Below are 22435 nucleotides of genomic sequence, written 5' to 3'. Positions count from 1 at the left end.
CACACGGAAAATCTGAGGCCCGGCCGCGTGCCGGGCCTCAGTCGCGTCACATATGCTTCCTGCCGATACGGCCGTGGGTGTCCCGTGCCGTCCGTCAAAGGGGGTGGAGTGTGGCCGACATGCCGTTGGGCACCTCTGCGCGTGCGAAGCAGCCCGGCGTGTTCCCGGAACAGCAGAGGCCACCGGCCGGTGCCGACGCGTCCGTCTGGGACGTCGACGCGGTCCTGCTCCTGGTCGAGGACGACTCCGGAGACGCGCTCCTGGTCGAGGAGATGCTCACCGACAGCGAGCTGGACGCCCCGCTCACCTGGTGCAAGACGCTGGCCGAGGCGCGGCGGTTCCTGCTGGAGTCGCGTACGTCGGTCTGCGTCCTGCTGGATCTGCACCTGCCCGACGTGAACGGCCTCGACGCCGTCCGCCAGCTCGTCGAGTCCGCCCCCGACGCGGCCGTCATCGTGCTGACGGGCCTCGACGAGTCGGAGACGGGGCTGTCATCGGTGGCGCAGGGCGCCCAGGACTACCTCGTCAAGGGCCGGATCGATCCGCACGTGCTGGGCCGGGCGGTCCGTTACGCCCTCCAGCGCAAGCACGCCGAGCGGTCGGCCTCCGCGATGCGCGCCAGCCGTCTGATCGCCCAGGAGAACGCCCGCCTCGAACGCGCGCTGCTGCCGATTCCGCTGCTGCGGGACGACAGCTTCCAGGTCGCGGCGCGCTACGAGGCCGGGCGCGCCCACGGGCTGCTGAGCGGCGACTTCTACGACGTGGTGCAGACCGCCGACGGTGCGGTGCACGCGGTGATCGGCGATGTGTCGGGGCACGGTGCCGCTGAGGCCGCCCTGGGGGTCTGTCTGCGGGTCGCCTGGCGTACGGCTGTGCTGACCGGTGTCACACAGCTGGAGAAGATCGGCCTGCTGGAGCGGATACTCGTCGCCGAGCGGTCCGATCCCCATGTGTTCGCCACGCTGACCTCGCTCGTCTTCCCGCCCGGCCGGGACAAGGTGCTCATCGCACGGGCCGGGCATCCCGGGCTGCTGACACGGCGCGGCACGGATGTCGCCTGGGTCGAGCCGGACGCGGGCATGGCCCTCGGGCTGCTCCCCGGCACCGGCCGCTGGACGACCACGGAGCTGGAGCTCTTGCCCGACAGCGAACTCGTCCTGTTCACCGACGGTCTGTTCGAGGGGCGTACGGGGCCCAGCACCCGGCTGGGCGAGGACGGTCTGCTGGCGATGGCGGGCAAGTACGGAGGGCTCGGACGCCGCGCGTTCGTCGACGCGCTGGTCGCCGAGGCCACCGAGAGCGCCGCCCCGTACGGCGGTCTCGCCGACGACGTCGCCGTCCTGCACCTGGGCTGGAAGGCGCGGGCATGAGCCCGGAGGAACCATCGGCCGGGCGGCCCGGCCCGATAGCCCGGCTGTCGGTGCAGAACTGGGTGCATCTGATCCTGGCCGGCTTCGTGCTGGTGGTCTGCGGATGCCTGGTCGTCGGAGGGCTCGTCCTGTCCCGTATCTCCGACCGGACCATCGATCTGGTGGACCGCATCCAGCCCGCCCGCTCCGCGTCGTTCCAGCTGCAGAACGCGCTCCTCGACCAGGAGGGCGGGGTACGGGGCTACGCGCTCACCGGTGACACCTCGTTCCTGGCGCCCTACCGGGAGGGCACGCGGACCGAGCGGGAGCGGCTGGCCCGGGTGCGCGCACTGGTCGGGGGCGAGCAGCCGTTCGCCGAGGACCTGGACCGGATCGCGCACGCGTCCCAGCAGTGGCGGACGCTGCGGGCCGAGCCGCTGATCGCGGCGGTGCGCACGGGCGGGCCCACGGCCGACACCTCGGCCCCGGTCCTGCGGAGCAAGGCGGAGTTCGACGCGATGCGCGCCCTGTACACCGCGCAACAGCACCATCTGGACGACGCACGTGACACGGCCCGCGCCGATCTGGGTGAGGCACGCGCCACCCGCGACCGGGTGCTCATCGCCCTGATGATCGGCTTCGTGCTGGCCGTCGTCTCCCTGAGTCTGCTGCTGCACCGCATGGTGGGCCGGCCCCTGGCCTCGCTGACCGCGGCGTCCAACAAGGTGCGGTCGGGCGCCTTCACCAGCAGGATCGAGGTCCGCGGCCCGTCGGACGTCAGAGCGGTGGCCGCGGCGGCCGAGGACATGCGCCGGCGCCTGGCCGCCGAGCTGGCCGAGTCGAAGGAGCGCGAGACGCTGCTGGCCGAGCAGACCGCGGAGCTGCGCCGGTCCAATTCCGAACTGGAACAGTTCGCCTACGTGGCCTCGCACGACCTCCAGGAACCGCTGCGGAAGGTGGCGTCCTTCTGCCGGCTGCTGGACAAGCGCTACGGCGCGGAGCTGGACGAACGCGGACGCCAGTACATCGACTTCGCCGTCGACGGCGCCAAGCGGATGCAGGTACTCATCAACGACCTGCTGACGTTCTCCCGGGTGGGCCGGGTGCAGCAGGTCTGGAAGCCCGTGGACCTCGACGCCGCCCTGGACCGCGCCCTGTCCAACCTCACCCTGGTCGTCGAGGAGTCCGAGGCCGTCGTCGTACGCGAGGATCCGCTGCCCGAGCTGCTCGGTGACTCGACGTCGCTCACCATGGTGTGGCAGAACCTGATCGGCAACGCGGTCAAGTTCCGCCGGCCCGACGTGCCCTGCCGGATCACCGTCGGGTGTGTACGGGAGGACGGCGACTGGCATCTGACGGTCGCCGACAACGGCATCGGGATCGCGCCGGAGTTCGCCGACAAGGTGTTCGTCATCTTCCAGCGTCTGCACGCCCGTGACGAGTACGAGGGAACCGGGATCGGGCTCTCCCTCTGCCGCAAGATCATCGAATTCCACGGTGGCCTGATCTGGCTGGACCCCGGACCCGCCGAGGGCACACTGATCCACTTCACCCTGCCCGTACTCCCCGAGGCCCCCACGCACACCACGGCGGAGCTTCTCGCCCCCGCCCCGCTCACCCCCCGGTCGGGAGACCACCTGTGAACGACGTCGTCCAGCCCATCGAGGTCCTGCTCGTCGAGGACGACCCCGGCGACGAGCTGATGACCCGTGAGGCCTTCGAGGACAACAAGATCCGCAACACCCTCCATGTCGTACGCGACGGCCAGGAGGCGCTGGACTTCCTCTACCGCCGGGGTGAGCACACCGAAGCGCCGCGGCCAGATCTGGTCCTTCTCGATCTGAATCTGCCGAAGTACGACGGCAGGCAGGTGCTGGAGCGGATCAAGACCGACCCGGAACTGGCGCTGATCCCGGTCGTGGTGCTCACCACGTCCTCGGCCGAGGAGGACATCCTGCGCAGCTACAAACTGCACGCCAACGCCTACGTCACCAAGCCCGTGGACCTGGAGCAGTTCATCGGCGCGGTGCGCCAGATCGACGACTTCTTCGTGAGCGTGGTCCGGCTGCCTCCGCGTGCGTAAGATCTGCGGGGATCCCCCGGAGTGGGATCTCTCGGCGCGGGTAGACGAACGGCGAGAAGAGGTCGACGACCTCCCCTGCGGCGCCCCTGGCTGGAGCACATGAACGAACAGGCCACCTCCCGGCCGGACGACTCCTTGCCCGAGCCCACGTCCACGGAGGTTCTGCTCACCGCCGAGGTGTTCGACGGCGAGCCCGGATGCATCGCGCAGGCCCGTGCCCTCGCCGACCGTTTCCTCGCCCGGCTGGTGGCCGAGTGGCTGGCGGTCCTCCGCGAGCACACCCGCAGCGATCTGATGCTGGCGGTCAGCGAGCTCATCACCAACGCGGACCGCTACAGCCACGGCCCGTATCTGCTGGAGCTGGAGGGCGACGCCCGACGGATCAGCGTCACCGTCTACGACAGCAGCACGGCGCTCCCGGTGCTCTACTCCCCCGACCCCGCCCGCCTCGGCGGTCACGGCATGGAGATCGTGGTCGCGCTCTGCGACCGGCTCACGGCCGAGCGGGTGCCCGTCGGCAAACGCATCCGCGCCGAGTTCATGCTCAGCACCTGACCCGCCCGGCACGTTTCGGACACCCGGTGCGGTCGGGCGGCGGCGTGACGTCACCTCCCCGGCGAACTTCTGAGCCCTCGGGCGAGGAGGTCTACCGTCGGAAGAGGGACCCTGGAGGGATGGACGTACTACTGGAGCAGTACGCCGGATCGCCGCCTCAGGGACGACGACGCGGCGCCTGCGACGCGACATCGTGGTGTATATGAGTTCCCTTGCGCTTTCCGTGCTGCTGTCACTGGTCTCCGCGGTCGCTTACGCGGCCGGGGCGATCGTCCAGGAGCGCGTGGCCGCGACCGGCGACAGCCGCCCGTACGCACCGCTGCGTAACGGCGTCTGGTGGGTGGCGGTGGCGCTGAACGGCGTGGGCGCGGTGCTCCACGTAGTGGCCCTGGCGTACGGGCCGCTCAGCCTCGTACAGCCGCTCGGGGCTCTGACGATCGTCTTCGCGCTGCCGATGGCGGCGCTGTTCGTGCGCCGCAGGGCGGGGCGGACGGCCTGGCGTGGCGCGCTGATGGCCACGGTCGGCCTCGCCGGGCTGCTGGCGCTCACGGGGAACGCCGGATCCCACACGCTGGCGGGGCCGGAACAGCTGGTGCTGGCGACCGGGACCTTCGGTGGCGTGGCGGCCGTCCTGATCCTCTCCAAGGGGCTTCACCGGCCGATGCTGCGCAGCGTGGTGCTGGCCACCGGCGCCGGTGGCGCCTTCGGCATGGCGTCGGTGTTCACCAAGACGGTAGCGGTGGAGTGGACCTCTGGCTCGGTGACCTCGGGGCTGCCGACCCTCCTGGTGATCGCGGCGCTGGCAGCCGCGGGGCTGCTGATCTCGCAGGCCGCGTACCGGGGCGCGGGGCTGACGGCGCCGCTCGCCACGGTCACGGTGGTCAACCCGGTGGTCGCGGCCGCCGTGGGCATCACGATGTTCGGGGAGCAGTTCCGCTACGGCCTGACGGGCACGCTGCTCGCCCTGGGCTGCGGAGCACTGGCGGCGGCGGGTCTCGTGCTGCTGACCACCGAGCGGGTGGGGGCGGAGAGGCGCAGGGCGGAGTCGTCCGAGGACGCTCCGGCGGACTCCTCCGGCGGCCCTGAGGCGCATCGCACGGTGGTACTGCCCGGTCCGGCTGAGCCGGCGACCGTCCCGAAGTCCGCGACCGTCCGGAGGGGGACGGTGTTGCCCGACCCTTTCCCGGCGCCCACGGGTCTCTCCCTCCCGCTGACCCTGCCGCCGGACCACCGGGGCGGACGCGTGGAGTTCGCCGGAAGGCTGCCTGCCGCCGGTTCTGCCCGCCGGGGTGACTTGGACCGTCCGGCCTCAGGGTCCCTGGAGACCGGTGATCAGATGCTGACGCCGCCGGCCCTCAGGTAGGCGAGGGGGTCGACGTCGGATCCGTAACCGGGGCCCGTGCGGATCTCGAAGTGCAGGTGCGGGCCGGTGCTGTTGCCCGTCGTTCCCGAGCGGGCGATCCGCTGGCCGCTGCCCACCTGCTGGCCGGCGCGCACATGGAGTGCGGAGAGATGGGCGTACTGGCTGTACTTTCCGTCGCCGTGCCGGATAACGACCTCGTAGCCGTACGCGCCCGCCCAGCCGGCCGAGACGACCTTCCCGGACGCCACGGCCTTGACGGAGGTGCCGGTGGGTACCGGGAAGTCGACCCCCGTGTGGTAGCCGCTGGACCATGACCCGGCCTGGTGGTACGGGGTCCCGGTCCGGGCGGACACGGGCGCGACGACGGCAGAGCGTGGCTTGGGCGCCTTCTTCGCGGCCGGGGCGGCGGGCTTGGTGGTCTTCTTGGGGGCGGCCTTCTCCGTGGCCTTGGGAGCGGCCTTCTCCGTGGGCTTCGGTGTGGCCTTGGGGGTCGGCTTCGACGTGGCCTTGGGCGTGGGGGTGGCCTTCGGTGCGGCCTTCCGCTCGGCCTCGGGTGCGGCCTTCGGCTTCGGGGCGGTCTTCGTCGTCCCTGCCACGTCGAGGGTGAGCCGCTGGCCCGGGAGGATCAGGTCGGGGTCGGCGCCCACCACTCCGCGGTTGGCCGTGTACAGCCGCTGCCAGCCACCCTTGACCCGCTCGGCGGACGCGATCCCGGAGAGGGAGTCGCCGCGTGCGACCGTGTACGACTCGCGCTTGCCCGGCACCACCGTCGGTGACGCCTTCGCGGCAGCGGTCTCCAGAGCTGTCTTCCTGACCGTCCTCCCGGCCGTACCCGTCGCCGGGCGGGAGTCCGTCACACTGTCCCGCGCGGCCTTCGTGGCCGTGGGCCCGGCGTCGACGGCGGCCGCGTCGCCGCCCTGCTTCAGCCCGGCACGCACGGAGCACGACGGCCAGGCTCCCGGGCCCTGCCCGTCGAGCACCTTCTCGGCGACGGCCATCTGCTGGTCCCTGGTCGCCAGGTCGGCCCGTGCCGCGTAGGCCGTGCCCCCGTAGGCGGCCCAGGTCGACCGGGTGAACTGCAGGCCCCCGTAGTAGCCGTTACCCGTGTTGATGTGCCAGTCGCCCGTCGATTCGCAGGCGGCGACCTTCTCCCACACATCGGCCGACGCGGCGCCCGCCGAGGCAGCGGTGAGCAGGGGAAGCGCGATTCCCGCACCTCCCGCCGTCACCGTGAGCGAGGCACGGTTGATCCGGCTGGGCTGATATCTGCGGTGCCGTCCGTTAGCGGCCATGATCAGGCTCCCCCACTGGCAGTAGGACACGTCGCAAGCGGCCAACTTATGGGCAGACAAAGGGTGGTGACAAGTGAACAGTGGATACGCGCCACCCACGCGCCCGGCGCACCACCCCGGCGGGCCGGGCGGTGGCTGCCCGATGAGCTCCTGCGGCCGGGCTGGGAGAGCGCTCTATCCCAGCGCTTTCCTGATGCTATAAAGGCCCACATGACGGATGCTCTGCGACCACCCGGCACGACCCCCACCCTGGAGGACGTGGCGCGGGCGGCCGGTGTCTCGCGCGCGACGGTCTCCCGGGTCATCAACGGGATTCGTAACGTCGACCCGGCGATCCAGGAGGCCGTACGGCAGGCGGTGTCGGTCACCGGCTACACGCCCAATCGCGCCGCCCGCTCGCTCGTCACCCGCCGCACGGACGCCATCGCGCTGGTGGTGTCGGGCGCCGGCGTGGAGCCGGAGGGGGAGGGCTCAGCCGATGAGGGGTCCTTCACCGCCCAGGTCTTCGCCGACCCGTTCTTCGGCCGCGTGGTGACCGGGGTGGTCAACTTTCTCCGGCCACGGGGGATGCATCCGGTGCTGATGTTCGCCGAGACCTCGCGGGCCCGGGAGGACGTGGTGGCGTATCTGCGCCAGGGCAGCGCCGACGGTGCGCTGATCGTGTCGACCCACGCGCAGGACCCGCTGCCCGGCCTGCTCACGGACGCCGGGCTGCCCGCCGTGCTGTACGCACGCCCCACCCGCCCCGTACGGATCAGCTACGTCGATCTGGCCCACCGGGACGGGGCGCGGCTGGCCGCGGACCATCTGCTGGCACGCGGCTGCCGCCGGATCGCCACGATCAGCGGACCGCTGGACGTACCCGCGGGGCAGGAGAGACTCGCGGGGTTCCAGGCCGCGATGGAACGGCACGGGTACCCGGACGTCCCGGTCGCGGAGGGGCAGTTCACCCAGGAGAGCGGCGAGGCCGCGATGGAGCGACTGCTCGCGGAACACCCCGGGCTGGACGGGGTGTTCGCGGGAAACGACCTGATGGCGACGGGTGCGTGCCATGTGCTGCGGGAGCACGGCAGGCGGGTTCCTGAGGACGTCGCGGTGATCGGCTTCGACGACAGCAGCGCCGCGTCGGCCTGCCGTCCGCCGCTCACGACGGTGCGGCAGCCGGTGGAGGACATGTCGGCGGAAATGGCGGGTCTGCTGCTCGACCGGCTGGCCACGCCGACGAAGCCGGCGACGTCGGTGATCTTCGAACCGGTGCTGGTCGTCAGGGATTCCGCGTAATACGCACAGCTCGCAGGTCCAGGAGGACGGCACCGGGCACCACCGGAGCGCGATCCGACGTGGGAGGTCCGGCGCTTATGCTCGCCGTATGGATCAGAGCGAAGTCCTCAAGCGAGTGATCGGCATCCTCACGGAGGCGGGCGAGATGCAGCGCCACGCCGAGGAGGACATCGATGGCGACCTGGACGCGGGCGAGAACATGGTGACGACCCTCCTCAACGAGACGATGCCGCACATCGCGATCCCCTCCGACGCCACCGTCGAGGAGATGGCCGCTCTGGTGGGGCGCGAGGTCGGCGGCGCCGTCGAACAGCTGGTCGGCGCGTTCACCCTGGCCTTCATCGCGCTGGCCCAGATCCATGACTCCGGGCAGGAGGACGTGACCTCCACCGATGTGCTCCAGGATCTGGCCCTGCGGGCGGAGGAGCTGAGCTCGGGCGAGGAGGGGCCGGATGAGCCTCTCTAGGCTCACCGCCCACCGCCCACCGCGCACGCTCACCGCTCACCGCGCACCGCTCGACCGCACCGCCCGACCGCTCGGCGCGCATCGCACTCCGCCCGCCGCGTACGGCGTACCGCGCACGTTCGACGGAGGGCTGAGGCAGGTCCGCGGCGGGCCACGGGGTTCCGTGGCCCGCCGCGGACTTTCCGGTCGCACCGACGGCGGGGCACGGGACGGTGCGGCGGGTCCATTTGGCGGTCAGCTCCGGTACACACCGAATTCGTAGAGCGAGTAGCCCCACGGCGTGCCGCGCTCGGTGGCACTCACCCGTACGTAGCGCGCCTCGCCCGTGATGTCGATGTCGTCGATACCGCCGTTGCCGTCGGTGACGGTCTCCAGGGTGGTCCAGTTCTCGCCGTCGTCCGAGGTCTCAAGGGTGTACCCCTTGGCGTACGCGGCCTCCCAGGCGAGCTGCACATGGTCGAACGCGGTCTTCTCGCCGAGGTCCACCCGCAGCCACTGCTGGTCCTCCCAGTCACTGGCCCACCGGGTGTCGAAGGATCCGTCGACCGCGTTGCCCGCGGGGCAGGGGCAGCCGGTGCTGTCCGGCTGGAAGGTGGACGCGGTCGCCTCCTTGCCCTCCGCCACGTTCGTACCGCTGACCTCCGGCGCGATGACCCGGAAGGACTTCGTCTCGATCCCGACGTTGCCGTTGCCGTCCGAGCTCTTGATGTAGACCTTCCACAAACCGAGGCGGTCGGGGGCGGTGACCTCGAAGGTGCCGTCGCCGTTGTCCGTGAACTCCGCGTCCACGAGCTGCTCGTTCTCGTCCACGTACTTGCTGTTCAGCAGGACCTCGTTCGTGAGCGCGTCACCGTCGGGGTCGGAGATCGAGGCCTTCACGGTGAACGGCTTGCCCGCCTGGACGGCCGAGTCGTTGTCCACCGTCAGGTCGGTGATCACGGGCGGCGTGTTGTCGCCCGACGTGTCGGCGCCGTACGCCTCCTTCACCGCGTAGTACGAGAGCCGCTTCTGGTCCGCCGGCAGCAGGTTGAACCAGACACCGCCGAAGTCGTACTCGGTGCCGTAGTGGAACAGCGTCGCGCCGAGCGCCACTCCGGTGTGGTCCGTGACGCACTGCCACGCCTTGCCGTACCCCTCGGCCTTCGCGACGTCGGTCGGCTCGTCCGGTATGCCGTTGGCGTCGTCGGGCACCTCCCACTCGCCCGCGGGGCCGCCCTCCGTGACGATGTAGGGCTTGTCGAAGCCTCCCTCCTCCCAGGTCTGCTTGATGTCGCAGACGGCGTCGTAGGAGTTCACGGCGTACAGGTCGAGATCCGGCGCGTTCTTCTTGTAGTACGGCCAGGCCCCGGTCCACGCGTCGGTCGATGTGACCGGGTGGTCGGGGTCCACCTCGTGGATCTTCTTGGTGATGTCGTTGACGAACGTCGTGTAGGCGTCGCGCTGCTGTTCGAGGACATCACCGCTGTAACAGTTCTGCAGGCCCAGCACGGATTCGTTGCCCACGTTCCACATGAGGACGCCCGGGTGGTCCTTGTAGGCGTCCACCCACTTGGGGAACTCGGCGAGCATGTCGTTCTTGTAATCGGTGTCGGTCAGGTAGTCGACACACCCGCCGCTGCCGGGACCGCCGCCGGGCTGGAGCCAGAAGCCGGCGACGACCTTGATGCCGTTCTCGGCCGCGCTGTCCAGCAGCGGTTCCGTCGTGGCGTCCGTGCCCCAGGTCCGGATGGTGTTGACGCCCATCGACTTGACGTCCGGCATGTACTTCCCGGCGTCGGCGACGTCAGGACCCCAGGTGAGTCCCTTCACGGTGTATGGCGAACCGTCGACGGTCAGGCTCCAGGCGCCCTGCGAGCCCTCGACCTTCACCACACTGCCGGCCGCCTGCGCGGCGGGCAGGGGCAGGGCGGCCGCTCCCGCGGCGACCAGGGCGGCGACGGCGAGACGCGCCGTCGTACGTCTGCGGCCGTGGGCCGTGGGGGTGAGACGTGGCAGTTTCATCAGGAGAGAGCTCCTCGTGGGGGAATGAGTAGGAGAGCGCTCTCCCTCAGGGGCGCGGTGCACCCATAAGGGAGAGCGGGGGCGGTCAGGTCAGGGAAGTTCGTAGTTCTCGTCCAGGGCGGCCCCCTCGTCGGGGTTGGTCTCGTCGTAGCCCCGGGCGTCGCACTGCAGGCCGCCCACGATGCAGTGGTCGACCAGCGTGTCCAGGGTCGCGTCGTCCCAGGCGTTGAAGAAGTCGTAGTGGAAGGAGTGCCCCGTGCCGCTGGCCAGCCTCACCTGCGACATATCGCCGTTGACCGGCCAGGCCATCTTGAACTCGATCATCGGCAGGGCGACGGGGTGGCTCTCCGGGCAGACGTTCTGGTTGGCACCCATCTGGATCGGATAGGCCATGTGGGCCTGGTGGTCGGGGGTGTCCAGGTGCTGGCCGTCCCAGCAACTGGGCGCCTGCATACGCAGGTTCAGCTGCGTGTCCTGGCTCGTCGGGCAGGTCTCCGGGAACTCGTAGTTGAAGTAGTCCTCACCGCACTCGTACCCCTCGACCATGCCCGGGTGGTTGCGGAACTCGTCGGCGGTCTGCATCGGGTTACCGACGACGAAGCGCAGCCCCTTGGGGAACGGCCGCACGGTGCGGTAGTCGGTGACGCCCGCCTTGTAGTAGATGGTCTGCGGACCGACCGGGCGCACCTCGTCGTCCCCGTCGTACAGGGTCGGCATCCAGTACGCGGAGAGGTCGCCGGGCGCCTTGCAGGCCGTGCCACCCTCACCGAGCGAGGCCGTGGTGCTGTTCTCGTCGGTGGAGTCGTTCCCCATGAACGTGTGGTTGTGGGACTTGTCGGTCGCACCGGGGAAGACGATCGGGTCGACCGAACCGGTGTGGGTGACCGAGCAGTTCGCCTGGAACTCGTGGAAGTACCGGTGGGGCGGGATCTCGGTGGACGGCTCCACCCCGGTGACCGGCGGATCTGCCGGAATGTACCCGTCGCCGTCGGGATCGTCTCCCGAAGGAACGGGGTCGGCCGCCGCCATGACGTGGCCCTGCTGCATCCCCTTCATGACGTGTGACGCCGCGGCCGGCTCACCGGCTGCCTTCGAGGCCGCCTCGGCCGTCGGGACACCGGCGCGAGTGATCGCCGTGAGCCCCATGACGACCAGGGCGAGCGCGGTCGCCACGACGAGGGTGGACACCAGGGTGGTTCTGCTGAATCGTTCGGCCATGCGGACCTCCATGCCGCTCTGCGTCCGCACACATCGGGTGCGCGGTGGGGGGAGAGTGGAGCTGGATGGTGCATTGTGCGAAACCTTGGGAGAGCGCTCTCCCAAGGCGGTGCCAGTGTTATGCCGCAGATGCGAACATGTCAAGAGTGCGTGAACGGTGCGCAGTGCAACGGAAGTTGCCGCGAAAGGCATCAGGCCCTTGTCCCGAAGAGCTCTTCGGGACAAGGGCCTGATGCCCTCGACCACGGTTCAGCGGTCACACGGATCACGCAGGCGCGTCCTCCAGGTCGCCGATGACGAGGTCCGCCGTGCGGACGGCGTACCAGACGTCCTGGCTCCCGCCGCTCGCCCAGTTCTCGGTCAGCACCACGGTGGCGTGTCCTGCACCGCTGCCCGCGTAACGCAGCGACCGGCTCGCCGGCACGTTCTGCGCGCGGAAGACGGGATCCGCGTCGTGCTGATCCGCCCACGCGTCCAGCCGCGCGTCCAGCTCGGGAGCGAGGTACCGGGCGCGCACCTGCTCGGGGGTCAGGTCGCCCTGGCCGAGCACTGCCTGGCGGTAGGCCTGGAAGAAGGCGTCGACCTGGGCCTCGGCCCGGGTCTCCCGGAGGAACGTGGCGGCGCCGGGCGGCGAGACGGCTTCGTGGGCGGTCGCCTGCCCGGCGGGAGCGGTGACAAGGACGACGGCCGCGGCCGCGAGGGCGGCCAGGACGGGGCGCAGCTTCACGTGACTCTCCAGGATCGGGGAACACTTCCGCCGCCCAGGCAACACCACGAGGTCACGGCGGGGACGTTCCGACGCAGCCCTTCACCCGCACGGCGCCGCCACCCGCACGGGAGCCCGGATCTGCTGCGGCAGGGAGCCACACTCCGCCGCAGCAGACCGGTCATGTCCCGCCGGGCGGAACCCGGCGGGACGGCTGTCAGGCCGTGTGGAGGGTCAGCCCGTAGGTGTTGAGGATCTCGTTGATGGGCTGGTGCCAGGTCTCACCACCGCCGCTGCAGTCGCCCCAGCCGCCCGAGGTGACGCCCTGCGCCTGGTCGCCGCTGATGAACGAGCCGCCCGAGTCGCCCGGTTCGGCGCAGACGCTGGTCTTGGTCATCTCGTGGACAGCGCCCTCGCTGTAGTTCACGGTCTCGTTGGTGGCGAGGACGTTGCCGCAGTGCCAGCCGCTGGTGGAGCCGGAGCGGCAGATCGAGGCGCCGATCGGGGCCTCGGCCGAGCCGCGTACCAGCTGGTCGGAGATGGTGCCCCAGCCCAGGACCACGGGCTCGGTCCACCAGCCGTTGCCCACGCTCACCCAGGCGTAGTCGTTGTCGGGGAAGGACGAGCCCTGGAAGGAGCCGATGTCCGAGCCGTCCCAGCCCCTGACCCCTCCGCCCGCCTGGCCGCAGTGGCCCGCCGTGACGAAGCCGCCCTGCACCGAGAAGCCTATGGAGCAGCGGACGTTGCCGGTGTAGTACGGGTCGCCGCCGACCGTTCCCGCGGCGAAGGTCCGGGGGGCCTCGGCCGTCTTCTTCACCGTGACGGGGCCGGCCTCGCGCGCCTTCGCGACGAACGCGCGGACATCGTTGTCACCCTGCTCGGATGCGACGACGTTCACCACGACGCTGTTGGCCCGGGGATCGACGTGCCAGCTGCTGACGCCGCCGGGTGCGGGCAGCGCGTCCAGCTGCTCCTTGACGGCGTCGAGCTCGCGCGCCGTGTGGTCGACGACCCGGACCTCGGCGCCGGTCGCCCGGACGTCGCCGGTCCTGGCGCTGTCCGTGACGGCGACCGTCAGCCGGCCACTGTCCGCGTCGTACCACGAGCCGCCGAACGAGCTTCCGGCAGCGCTCCGCGCCGTACCCTGCAGAGCCGTTGCCGCGTTTTCCGAGGTGAGCCGCGCCTTTGCCTGAGTCTGCGTCAGTCCGAGGTCGCGCTGCATGGCCGTGATGAGTCCGGCCGATGCCTGAGGCGCGGCGGCGGAGTCGGTGTCCGCCGCGGAGGCCTGGGCCAGGCCGGCGGTCGCACAGGTGCCGATGATGAGCAGTGCGGAGAGACCGGTCCGCACCAGCGTCGTCTGTCTCAAGGGAGTGCCCCTTCTGTTGTTCCAGCTTCGTGGGGGTGGAACAGAAAGCATCCGAGAGCGAGCTGAGAGCGCTCTCAGCTGTGCCACTACGGACTGTAGTCCAGTTCGATAGGCAGGTCCATGCCAATGACAACGCTGTCGGTCAACCAGGTCACCGAGGTGAATCGGCGGGGACCCACGGCCTGTCGGTCCGGCACCGGACCACGGAGCACCGATCCTGGACGCACCTTCCCGACCCGCCGCACAGGAAGCTCGGTGAGAGCATGACAGCAGGCCCGTCCCCGGCAGCCGGCGTGCACGTACCGGATACGAAGCTCGCGGCCGAGGCCACCGCGCTCGTACGTGACACGACCGACGACCTCGTCTACCACCACTCGCACCGGGTCTTCCTCTTCGGCGCGCTCCAGGGGCGCCGGCGCGATCTCTCCTTCGATCCGGAGCTGCTGTACATCGGCGCCCTGTTCCACGACCTGGGACTGGGCGAACGCTTCCGTGACAGCGGCCGGCGCTTCGAGGTGGACAGTGCGGACGAGGCACGTCGTTTCCTGCGGTCCCACGGGGTGCCGGAGGACAGCGTGCGGCGGGTATGGACGGCCATCGCCCTGCACACCACCCCGGGCATCCCGCAGTTCATGGAACCCGAGGTGGCGCTGGTGACCGCCGGCGTGGAGTACGACGTACTCGGCATCGGGTACGAGCACGTCTCCGACACCGACAGGGCCGCGATCGTCGCGCTCCATCCACGGCCGGACTTCAAGCGGCGGATCCTCGCCGCGTTCACCGAGGGCATCCGCCCGAAACCGGAGACGACGTTCGGCAACGTGAAGGCCGATGTCCTCCAGCACTGTGTTCCCGGCTTCGAGCGCGGGGACTTCGTACGCACCATTCTCGAATCGCCCTGGCCCGAGTGAGGCGCGTGGCTTCGCTCCCGCCTATCGCAGAGCGGGCTGACTCCGCAGCACGGGGATGTCGGCGAGTTCCCGCACGGTGGCCATGTCGCTGAAGGGCAGCAGCGAGTCGCCGACGATCTGGTAGGGCTCGCTGCCCTTGCCCGCGATCAGGACGATGTCCTCGGGCCCGGCCTCCGACAGGGCGAAGGCGATGGCCCCGCGGCGGTCGGCCAGGCGTTCGTACGGGGTCGCGGTGTCCTCGATGCCAGGGACGACCTGGTCCGCGATGGCCTCGGGGTCCTCGTTGCGCGGGTTGTCCGAGGTGAGGACGCACAGGTCGGAGTAGGTCCCGGCGATCGTGCCCATCTCGGCCCGCTTGGTGGTGTCCCGGTCCCCGCCGCAGCCGAAGACGGTGATGACCCTGGCCCGGGCGAAGCCGCGGATGGTGCCGAGCACCTTGTTCAGCGAGTCCGGGGAGTGCGCGTAGTCCACGATCACCGAGGTGCCGCCGGAAGTCGTGACGCGTTCGAAGCGGCCGGGGATCTGCGGCATCCGTTCGAGCGCGGCGACCAGCCCGGCGAGGTCGTGCCCCAGGGTGTGGCAGGCCGCCACCGTGGCAAGCGCGTTGGAGACGGAGAACCTGCCGGGGGCGGGGATCGCGGCCGGGTACTTCCGGCCGTCGTGATGGAGCGTGAAGCGGGTTCCCGAGGCGTCGACGACCAGATCGGTGGCCCGGTAGTCGGCGTCGGTGTCGAGGGCGTACGTGGTCACCCGGCCCGGCATCAGCGTTCCGATGCGCGCGCCCACCGGGTCGTCCGCGTTGACCACGGCGTGCTTGCACAGCCCTTGGAAGAGCCGGAGTTTGGCGTCCCGGTAGTTGTCCATCGTGCCGTGGTCGTCGAGGTGGTCCTGGCTCAGGTTGGTGAAGACCCCCACGTCGACGAACGTACGGTCGACCCGGTGCGTCAGCAGGCCCATGGACGTGGCCTCCAGCACCACGGTCCCGACCCCGCGGTCACGCATGCACCCCAACAGGTACTGCAGGTCGGGGGATTCCGGGGTGGTCAGCACCGACCGAGGCATCGGGATCAGCTCGTCGCCGATGCGGCTTCCCGCGGTGCCGATGACCCCGGCCCTGGCCCCCTCGGAGATCCGCAGCACCGACTCGACCATGTACGAGACCGAGGTCTTGCCGTTGGTGCCGGTGATCGCCACCATGTCCATCTCCCGCCCCGGCTCGCCGTAGTACCGGGAGGCGGTGACAGCTGCTGCGGTCCGGGTGTCCGGCACCTGTACGACACAGACGTCCCCCGCCATCGCGGGCGGTGCGCAGCCGTCCTCCACCAGGACCGCGACCGCGCCCCGGGCGAGGGCGGGGGCGACCGCTCCGGGGCCGCCCTCCAGGTGCCCGGGCACCGCGATGAAGAGCGATCCCGGCGCCACCCGGTCCGCGTCGAACGCGGTCCCCGCGGTGATCTGTGCCTTCTCCGGGTCGCCCTGGAGGATGTGGTGGTTCTGTCCGGCCAGCAGCTCGCTCAGCTTCAAGGTGATCCCTTCGAGGGGTGGCGGGGCCGGGGTGCGGCCCTCGCCGGAACGCAGCGACGGCGGTGCGCCGAAGCTGCGGTGGTGAAGTGGAGCGCGTACGAGGTGGAAGCGGGGCGCACGGGGCGCGGGCACGGCTGACGGGCGTCGCGCCGGGCGGTGACAGAACCGCTGAAGGTCGCTAGCCGTGTCCGTGCAGGGCGTAGCCGTGTCCGTGCAGAGCGGGACGACAGCTCGCGGGCACACCGGGGGCGGCCTGGTGCAGGCACTTCCCTGTGACGTCGGTGTAACCCATGGGGCGAGTGTACGTCCGCGGGGAGAGCCGGGGAACGGGGCCGTGCGCAGGGGTGATCTCGGGTGATCCCGCCGCCGACCAGCGCCCCTGCCGTACCGGGAGCGCCCGTCGCTGGTCGCGTCGGCGCCGCCCGGGATCGCCTTCCGTTGCGTCCCCGCCCGGACCGGAGTGGAATTGCGTACAGGGGGACCCGGAGGAAGGGGTACGCCATGACCGACAGCGACCGGGGGGACGACGTCTACCAGCCGCAGGAGCCGGAGGCCTCGGACCCCGATGACCTGCTGGACATCGAGGACACCCTGGACACGACCGGGATCACCGACGTCCTGGACGAGGGGTACTCCCCGCCCGAGCGGCCGTGGGCGGTCCAGGACAAGGGCACCACCGCCTCGGAGCAGCACACGGGCGAGTCCCTCGACAGCCGCTTGACCAGAGAGGTTCCCGAGGACATCGACCCTGCCCAGGACGGCCCCGGGGATCTGGCCGACGGGGACGGGGAGCTCTACGACACCGAGGTGGGTACGGACCGCGCGGGCAGGCTCACTCAGGAGGGTGACGGTCATGTGCCGTCCACCCTCACCGCACAGGACGTCGGCATCGATGGTGCGGCGGCGTCCGCCGAGGAGGCCGCGATGCACCTGGTCCCTGAGGAGCGGGACCTGTTCGGTTAGCGCCCTTCGGGGCGCGGCCGACTGCTGACGCCGGTCCGCGTGACCGGGCCCGGGGCGCCGCTGTCCTGGGCGGCCAGGATCTGCTGGAGGTTGTTGCCGGCGAAGGCGCTCACGCGGGATGCCGCACAGTCCTACCGCGCCGCAGGGATGCCCACGCGGCCGACCGAGCGGTCGAAGGCGGTCAACAGGAGGTAGAGCACGCCGGCGCCGAGCATGACCCAGGCGAGCTGATGCATTCCGCCGGTGTCCGCGCGCTGCCCGAAGGAAGCGGCGGCTGTGGCGGAGGCGACCATCGAGCCCATGTAGGCGAAGGTGCGCAGCAGGCCGGCCGAGGAGGCGGTGCGCTCGGGATCGGCCTGGAAGTAGACGGAGTTCTGCAGGGCCAGGTTGTTCAGCCCCTGCGGGACTCCGAAGATCAGGGCGACCAGGATCAGCATCCATACGGGGCTCTCGCCGGTGAGCGTCAGCATGACCACGCACGCGACGATCTGCCCGGCCGCGCCGACGAGCAGCTTGCCGCGCACGCCCTTGCGCCGCCCGGAGAGGACCGAGACACCGATGGCCAGCAGGAACATGGGGATCTGCACCAGTCCCGCGTGGAAGGGCGAGAGCCCGAAGCCCTCCTCCGTCCACTGCGTGAACCCGTAGAGGAAGGAGTAGGCGACGACGTAGGCGACCAGCGCGCGGCCGTAGGTGACCAGCAGCGGGGTGTTGCCTCCCAGGACGCGCAGGTCGATGAACGGGGTGGCGGCCCGCAGCTCCCGCACCGCGAAGGCGGCGCCCATGACGACGGCGATCACCAGCAGATACCAGTCGCGCAGATGCAGGTTCATCAGGAAGAGCAGCAGCGAGATGAGCATCACCGCGAACAGGCCCATGCCCGGCAGGTCGAGCTGGGCGCTCAGCCGCCCACGCTGTCGGGAAACGCCCGTACCCGCCGCCTTGGGCAGCCGCAGGAACCCCAGCAGCACGGCGGCGGCGGCCAGCGGCACATTCAGCGCGAAGGTGGCGCGCCAGCCGCCCAGCCCGATCAGCAGGCCGCCCAGCAGCGGGCCGATGACGGCGATGGTCTGGTTGGCGACCGCCAGGGCGGTCAGCACTCCCCCGGGGCTGTCCCGTCCGGTGCGCTCGGCCTCGCTCCGCACCAGCGCCATCGCGGCGGGATAGCCGGCGCAGGTGCCGAAACCGAGCAGGACGCGCGCGCCGATCAGCACTCCCAGATTCGGTGCCAGGGTGCCTACGACGCCGGCGAGGCCGACGAGGCCGGTGCTGAGGAGGAAGAGCCTGCGCGGCCCGAAGATGTCGATGAGCCGTCCCACGACCGGCTGCCCTATGGCGGTGGCCAGATAGAGGGCGGAGACCAGCCACGCGGTCTGCGAGACGGGCGCTCCCAGGGCCCTGCCGATGGGCACGAGGGCGACGGCGATGATCGTCGAGTTGATCGGGTTCAGGACCGAGCCCAGCATCATCGGCGGCAGGAGCCGCCGGTCGAATCCCGGCTTGTCCGACTCCTCGGCGTCCTGCGTCCTGGCGTCAGTCATGGGTCAGCCGCTCCAGTACGGACATGGCGGCGATCACGGTCCTGCGTTCCTCTTCCGTGCACTTGTCCTGCAACTGTCCGGCCAGCCATTCGGTCCTGGCCTGCCGCCCCTCCTCCACCCGTCGGCGCCCCTCCGCGGTCAGCGCGATCAGCAGGCGTCGCCCGTCCTCCGGATCGGGGCTCCGCTCCACCAGTCCCCTGGCGGCGAGCGAGGCGACCGTCGACGTCATCGACTGGTGCCGCACCCCCTCGGCGGAGGCCAGCTCACTGGCCGTGACGCCCTCCTTGCCCGACAGACGGGCCATGACGGATGCCTGGCCCAGGGTGATGTCCTCGACCTCGGAGGCGTTCAGGATGCGGCGCCGCAGGCGGCTGATGACGGCGCGGACCTCACGCGACGCCTGGATCGCCGAGGGCGGCAGGCCGGGATTCTCGCTCATATCCTCCACGCTAACGCCTACAGGATCACTTGTACAGTTTCACCTGTACAGAATGAACTGGGTATTTTCCGGCCTCCGGCAAGCTCCTCCGACCGGCCGAAAGCCGCCGCTGGACCGCCCGGAGCCCCGAAAACGCTTGGACGCCGACAGCCCGCCCACGGGAGACTCCTCTTCCCCCGGATCTCTCGCCCCGTAGCAACTGGCCGCGAAACGACATGAGGACGGCATGGGATCGCAGCAGTCTCACAACACCGGACCCGGCAAGGGTCCGGTCCGGCTCGCACTCCGTCACTACCTTCGGGAGCTGTCCCGCCAGCGCCGGCTCTCCGTTCCCGCGCTCGCACTCCCCGCCCTCGGCAACATCGGCATCACCTACATCGCGCCCCTGGTCGTGGCCAAACTCGTCGGCCGGATCGCCGAGGGCGGGGCCATCGGCGTCCGCGAGGCACTCCCCTACGTCGGCGTCTTCGCCGGAGTGCTGCTCCTGGCGGAAGCCATGTGGCGGGTGGGTCTGCACTGCCTCAACCGCGTCGACGCCCGCGGTATCGAGCACCTGTATGTCACCGGCATGGACGAACTGTTCGCCAAGGACGCCTCGTTCTACCAGGACAACTTCGCGGGATCGCTGACCAAGAGGGTGCTGAGCTTCGCCTCCCGCTTCGAGGAGTTCATCGACACCCTCACGTTCAACGTGGTCGGCAGCCTGGCACCGCTGCTGTTCGGCACGGTGATCCTCTGGAGCTACGATCCCCTGCTGGTGGCGGGCCTGCTGACGATGATCGCGCTGACCGCCGTGTGCGCCGCACCGCTCATCCGACGCCGCCAGAGGCTGGTCAACCGGCGCGAGGAGGCGATCGCCCGGGTCGCGGGCCATGTGTCCGACGCGCTGATGAACATGGACACCGTGCGCGCGTTCGCGGCCGAGGAACGCGAGGCGGCCGAACACCGGGCACGCGTCGCCGAGTCCCGGCGGCTGATGCTGCGCTCGTGGGACTACGGCAATCTCCGTATCGACACCCTCGTCGCGCCGATGTCCGTACTCACCAACGGACTCGGCCTGCTTCTCGCCGTGGGGATCGGGGCCGGCACCGGCAGTGTGGAGGCGATCGTCGTCGCCTTCACGTACTACACGGGGTCGACCCGCATCATGTTCGAGTTCAACCAGATCTACCGCCGCATCGAGAGCTCGATGACCGAGGCAGCCCAGTTCACCGAGCTGCTCCTCGTCCCGCCCACCGTGCTCGACCCCGAGACACCCGAGCCGTTGGCCCAGAACGCCGCGGACGTCCGCTTCGAGAACGTCACCTTCGCCCATGACGGAGGCAGGCCGATCTTCGACGGACTGGAACTGGACGTGCACAGCGGGGCGAGAATCGGCCTCGTCGGGCGGTCCGGCGGTGGCAAGACCACGCTCACCCGGCTCCTGCTCCGGATGGCCGATGTACGGTCAGGGCGCATCCTGATCGGCGGTCAGGACATCAGCAGGCTGCGCCAGTCCGACCTGCGGAGCCTGATCGCGTACGTCCCGCAGGAACCTGCCATGTTCCACCGCACCCTGCGCGAGAACATCCACTTCGCCCGCCCCGGAGCGACGGACGCCGAGATCCGCGCAGCCGCCGACGCCGCTCATGTCACCGAGTTCGCCGACCAGCTCCCGGCGGGCTTCGACACGATGGTCGGGGAGCGCGGCGTCAAGCTCTCCGGCGGGCAGCGCCAACGGGTCGCCCTCGCGCGGGCGATCCTGCGCGACGCGCCGATCCTGCTGCTGGACGAGGCGACCAGCGCGCTGGACTCCGAGAGCGAGACCCTCGTACAGCAGGCGCTGTGGCAGCTGATGGAGGGCCGGACCGCGCTGGTCGTGGCACACCGCCTGAGTACGGTCGCCGCGATGGACCAGCTCATCGTGCTCGACCAGGGCCGCATCGTCGAACAGGGCACGCATCACGAGCTCCTGCTCACCGACGGTGCCTACGCCAAGCTGTGGCACCACCAGTCCGGCGGATTCCTCATGGACACCGCCAACGGGGCGCCGGGGTGACGACACCACGACCGGCTGGAGGTCCATCGAGTACTCGACGGACCTCGCCCGCACGGCGGAGGCACGTTCCAGCCCCGGATACCGGCAGCTTGACCGGCGGGACGGGGGGCTGGGCAAGGCGGGACCGCGGCGGGGCCGGGCGAAGAAGAACGGTGTGTTGCACGAGGCCGCATTCCCTGGACGCCGACATGTGCGTCTGCAAGGCTCCGGGCGTCCCCGTGCCCACCCCCGGAAAGGGAGCAGAACCTTGACGACCTACCGGTCCCTCGGCCGTACGGGCGTGAAAGTCAGCCCGCTGACACTCGGCGCCATGAACTTCGGCGCCTGGGCCAACCCCGACCACGACGACGCCGTCAAGATCATTCACCAGGCACTGGACGCGGGTGTCAACGTCATCGACACCGCGGACGTCTACTCGCGGGGCGAGAACGAGGAGATCGTCGGCAAGGCACTCGCGGACGGCCGCCGCGACGACGTGTTCCTCGCGACCAAGTTCCACGGCCGGGTCGACGACAACCCGCACCATCAGGGCAACTCACGGCGCTGGATCCTCAAGGCCGTCGAGAACAGCCTGCGGCGCCTGGGCACCGACCACATCGACCTGTACCAGGTCCACCGGCCCGATCCCTCCACCGACTTCGAGGAGACCCTTGGAGCCCTGGACGATCTCGTGCACCAGGGAAAGATCCGCTACTTCGGCACGACGACCTTCGAGCCACATCAGATCGTCGAGGGGCAGTGGGCCTCCGAGCGTCTGCGTCTGCGACGCCCCGTCACCGAGCAGCCCCCGTACTCCCTCCTGGCCCGGGCGGCCGAGCGCGCTGTGCTCCCCGTCGCCGAGCGGTACGGGCTGGGCGTCCTGCCCTGGAGTCCGCTGGCCGGCGGCTGGCTGTCCGGCCGCTACCGCAAGGGGGACCCGGCGCACGCCGAGTCCAGCCGCCTGGAGCGCCAGCCGCACCGTCACGACCCCGCGCTGGAGGCGAACCGGCGCAAGCGCGAGGCGGCGGAACAGCTCGGGGAGCTCGCCGACGAGGCGGGGCTGTCCCTGATCCACCTGGCGCTGGCCTTCGTCCTTGAGCACCCGGCCGTGTCCACGGTGATCATCGGTCCGCGCACCCAGGAGCATCTGGCGAGCCAGCTCGGCGCCGCGGATGTGCGCCTTTCGGGGGATGTGCTGGACCGGATCGACGAGATCGTGGCCCCCGGGGTCACGATCAGTGCGGCCGACGAGGGCTACCGGCCGCCGTCCCTGACCGATGCGTCCGCGCGTCGCCGCGGAGCGGCCGGCCACTGATCACGCCCGCCGGGCTGTCCCCTCCCCTCCAGGAGAGGGGACCCC

19 protein-coding genes are annotated in these 22435 nt (G+C 70.4%); 11 read left to right on the top strand and 8 right to left on the bottom strand.

The window, feature by feature from the left end:
• Positions 1–119 precede the first annotated feature (119 nt).
• The 5 genes from AB0C75_RS15470 (at position 120) to AB0C75_RS15450 (ending at position 5350) form a co-directional block, all read left to right on the top strand.
• The gene (locus tag AB0C75_RS15470) at positions 120–1370 is read left to right on the top strand and encodes a fused response regulator/phosphatase (protein WP_362890911.1); all 1251 of its coding nucleotides are present in this window, start codon (positions 120–122) and stop codon (positions 1368–1370) included.
• Positions 1367–2992 carry a CHASE3 domain-containing protein gene (locus AB0C75_RS15465; protein ID WP_362890909.1) on the top strand — a complete coding sequence of 542 codons (1626 nt, stop codon included), beginning with the start codon at positions 1367–1369 and terminating at the stop codon, positions 2990–2992. Before AB0C75_RS15470 ends, AB0C75_RS15465 begins: the two co-directional genes overlap by 4 nt.
• Positions 2989–3432 (top strand): response regulator, encoded by a 444-nt coding sequence (locus tag AB0C75_RS15460; protein WP_362890907.1) that lies wholly within the window; start codon positions 2989–2991, stop codon positions 3430–3432. The genes AB0C75_RS15465 and AB0C75_RS15460 overlap by 4 nt, the downstream gene beginning before the upstream one ends.
• Before the next feature lie 99 nt (positions 3433–3531).
• Positions 3532–3987 (top strand): ATP-binding protein, encoded by a 456-nt coding sequence (locus AB0C75_RS15455; RefSeq protein WP_362890905.1) that lies wholly within the window; start codon positions 3532–3534, stop codon positions 3985–3987.
• 202 nt (positions 3988–4189) lie between these two features.
• A complete protein-coding gene (locus AB0C75_RS15450; protein WP_362890903.1) occupies positions 4190–5350 on the top strand; it encodes a DMT family transporter in 1161 nt (386 codons plus the stop codon).
• Here AB0C75_RS15450 and AB0C75_RS15445 read toward each other — a convergent pair.
• Positions 5320–6642: a transglycosylase family protein gene (locus AB0C75_RS15445; protein WP_362890901.1), complete on the bottom strand. Its 1323-nt coding sequence runs from the start codon at positions 6640–6642 to the stop codon at positions 5320–5322. The genes AB0C75_RS15450 and AB0C75_RS15445 overlap by 31 nt on opposite strands.
• A 210-nt stretch (positions 6643–6852) precedes the next feature.
• Here AB0C75_RS15445 and AB0C75_RS15440 point away from each other — a divergent pair, with 210 nt between their 5' ends.
• Together AB0C75_RS15440 and AB0C75_RS15435 are read left to right on the top strand one after the other, a co-directional pair.
• Positions 6853–7923 (top strand): LacI family DNA-binding transcriptional regulator, encoded by a 1071-nt coding sequence (locus AB0C75_RS15440; protein WP_362890900.1) that lies wholly within the window; start codon positions 6853–6855, stop codon positions 7921–7923.
• Positions 7924–8011: 88 nt separating this feature from the next.
• Entirely contained in the window at positions 8012–8389 is a 378-nt protein-coding gene (locus AB0C75_RS15435) for a hypothetical protein (protein ID WP_362890899.1), read from the top strand.
• 234 nt (positions 8390–8623) lie between these two features.
• Here AB0C75_RS15435 and AB0C75_RS15430 read toward each other — a convergent pair whose 3' ends face one another.
• The 4 genes from AB0C75_RS15430 to AB0C75_RS15415 all read right to left on the bottom strand — a co-directional run bounded on the left by AB0C75_RS15430 (position 8624) and on the right by AB0C75_RS15415 (position 13680).
• A complete protein-coding gene (locus tag AB0C75_RS15430; RefSeq protein ID WP_362890897.1) occupies positions 8624–10390 on the bottom strand; it encodes a discoidin domain-containing protein in 1767 nt (588 codons plus the stop codon).
• A 90-nt stretch (positions 10391–10480) separates the two neighbouring features.
• Complete coding sequence (locus tag AB0C75_RS15425) at positions 10481–11608, bottom strand: DUF1996 domain-containing protein (RefSeq protein ID WP_362890895.1); 1128 nt, start codon at positions 11606–11608, stop codon at positions 10481–10483.
• 265 nt (positions 11609–11873) lie between these two features.
• The gene (locus AB0C75_RS15420) at positions 11874–12335 is read right to left on the bottom strand and encodes a hypothetical protein (RefSeq protein ID WP_362890893.1); all 462 of its coding nucleotides are present in this window, start codon (positions 12333–12335) and stop codon (positions 11874–11876) included.
• Positions 12336–12531: 196 nt separating this feature from the next.
• The gene (locus AB0C75_RS15415) at positions 12532–13680 is read right to left on the bottom strand and encodes a S1 family peptidase (protein WP_362890891.1); all 1149 of its coding nucleotides are present in this window, start codon (positions 13678–13680) and stop codon (positions 12532–12534) included.
• Positions 13681–13943: 263 nt separating this feature from the next.
• On the opposite strand from AB0C75_RS15415, the gene AB0C75_RS15410 reads away from it, so the two are divergent.
• Positions 13944–14591: an HD domain-containing protein gene (locus AB0C75_RS15410; RefSeq protein WP_362890889.1), complete on the top strand. Its 648-nt coding sequence runs from the start codon at positions 13944–13946 to the stop codon at positions 14589–14591.
• A 21-nt stretch (positions 14592–14612) separates the two neighbouring features.
• Here the strand turns inward: AB0C75_RS15410 and AB0C75_RS15405 are convergent, their stop codons facing one another.
• Positions 14613–16115, bottom strand: coding sequence for a UDP-N-acetylmuramoyl-L-alanyl-D-glutamate--2,6-diaminopimelate ligase (locus tag AB0C75_RS15405; protein ID WP_362891198.1), 1503 nt, complete (start codon positions 16113–16115; stop codon positions 14613–14615).
• Positions 16116–16616: 501 nt separating this feature from the next.
• On the opposite strand from AB0C75_RS15405, the gene AB0C75_RS15400 reads away from it, so the two are divergent.
• The gene (locus tag AB0C75_RS15400; RefSeq protein WP_362890887.1) at positions 16617–17078 is read left to right on the top strand and encodes a DUF5709 domain-containing protein; all 462 of its coding nucleotides are present in this window, start codon (positions 16617–16619) and stop codon (positions 17076–17078) included.
• A gap of 131 nt (positions 17079–17209) precedes the next feature.
• On the opposite strand, the gene AB0C75_RS15395 is transcribed toward AB0C75_RS15400, so the two are convergent.
• Both AB0C75_RS15395 and AB0C75_RS15390 read right to left on the bottom strand, forming a co-directional pair.
• Entirely contained in the window at positions 17210–18619 is a 1410-nt protein-coding gene (locus tag AB0C75_RS15395; protein ID WP_362890885.1) for an MFS transporter, read from the bottom strand.
• Entirely contained in the window at positions 18612–19058 is a 447-nt protein-coding gene (locus AB0C75_RS15390) for a MarR family transcriptional regulator (RefSeq protein WP_362890883.1), read from the bottom strand. Before AB0C75_RS15390 ends, AB0C75_RS15395 begins: the two co-directional genes overlap by 8 nt.
• Before the next feature lie 226 nt (positions 19059–19284).
• Between AB0C75_RS15390 and AB0C75_RS15385 the strand changes: the two genes are divergently transcribed.
• The gene (locus AB0C75_RS15385) at positions 19285–21096 is read left to right on the top strand and encodes an ABC transporter ATP-binding protein (RefSeq protein ID WP_362890881.1); all 1812 of its coding nucleotides are present in this window, start codon (positions 19285–19287) and stop codon (positions 21094–21096) included.
• Between the two features lie 247 nt (positions 21097–21343).
• Entirely contained in the window at positions 21344–22390 is a 1047-nt protein-coding gene (locus AB0C75_RS15380) for an aldo/keto reductase (protein WP_362890879.1), read from the top strand.
• Positions 22391–22435: the final 45 nt, after the last annotated feature.

Source organism: Streptomyces sp. NPDC048565 (assembly GCF_040650935.1).
In the GTDB taxonomy this organism is placed as follows: Bacteria; Actinomycetota; Actinomycetes; order Streptomycetales; family Streptomycetaceae; genus Streptomyces.
The sequence above is the reverse complement of the archived record's forward strand: the minus strand, read 5'-3'. Positions and strand labels throughout refer to the sequence as shown.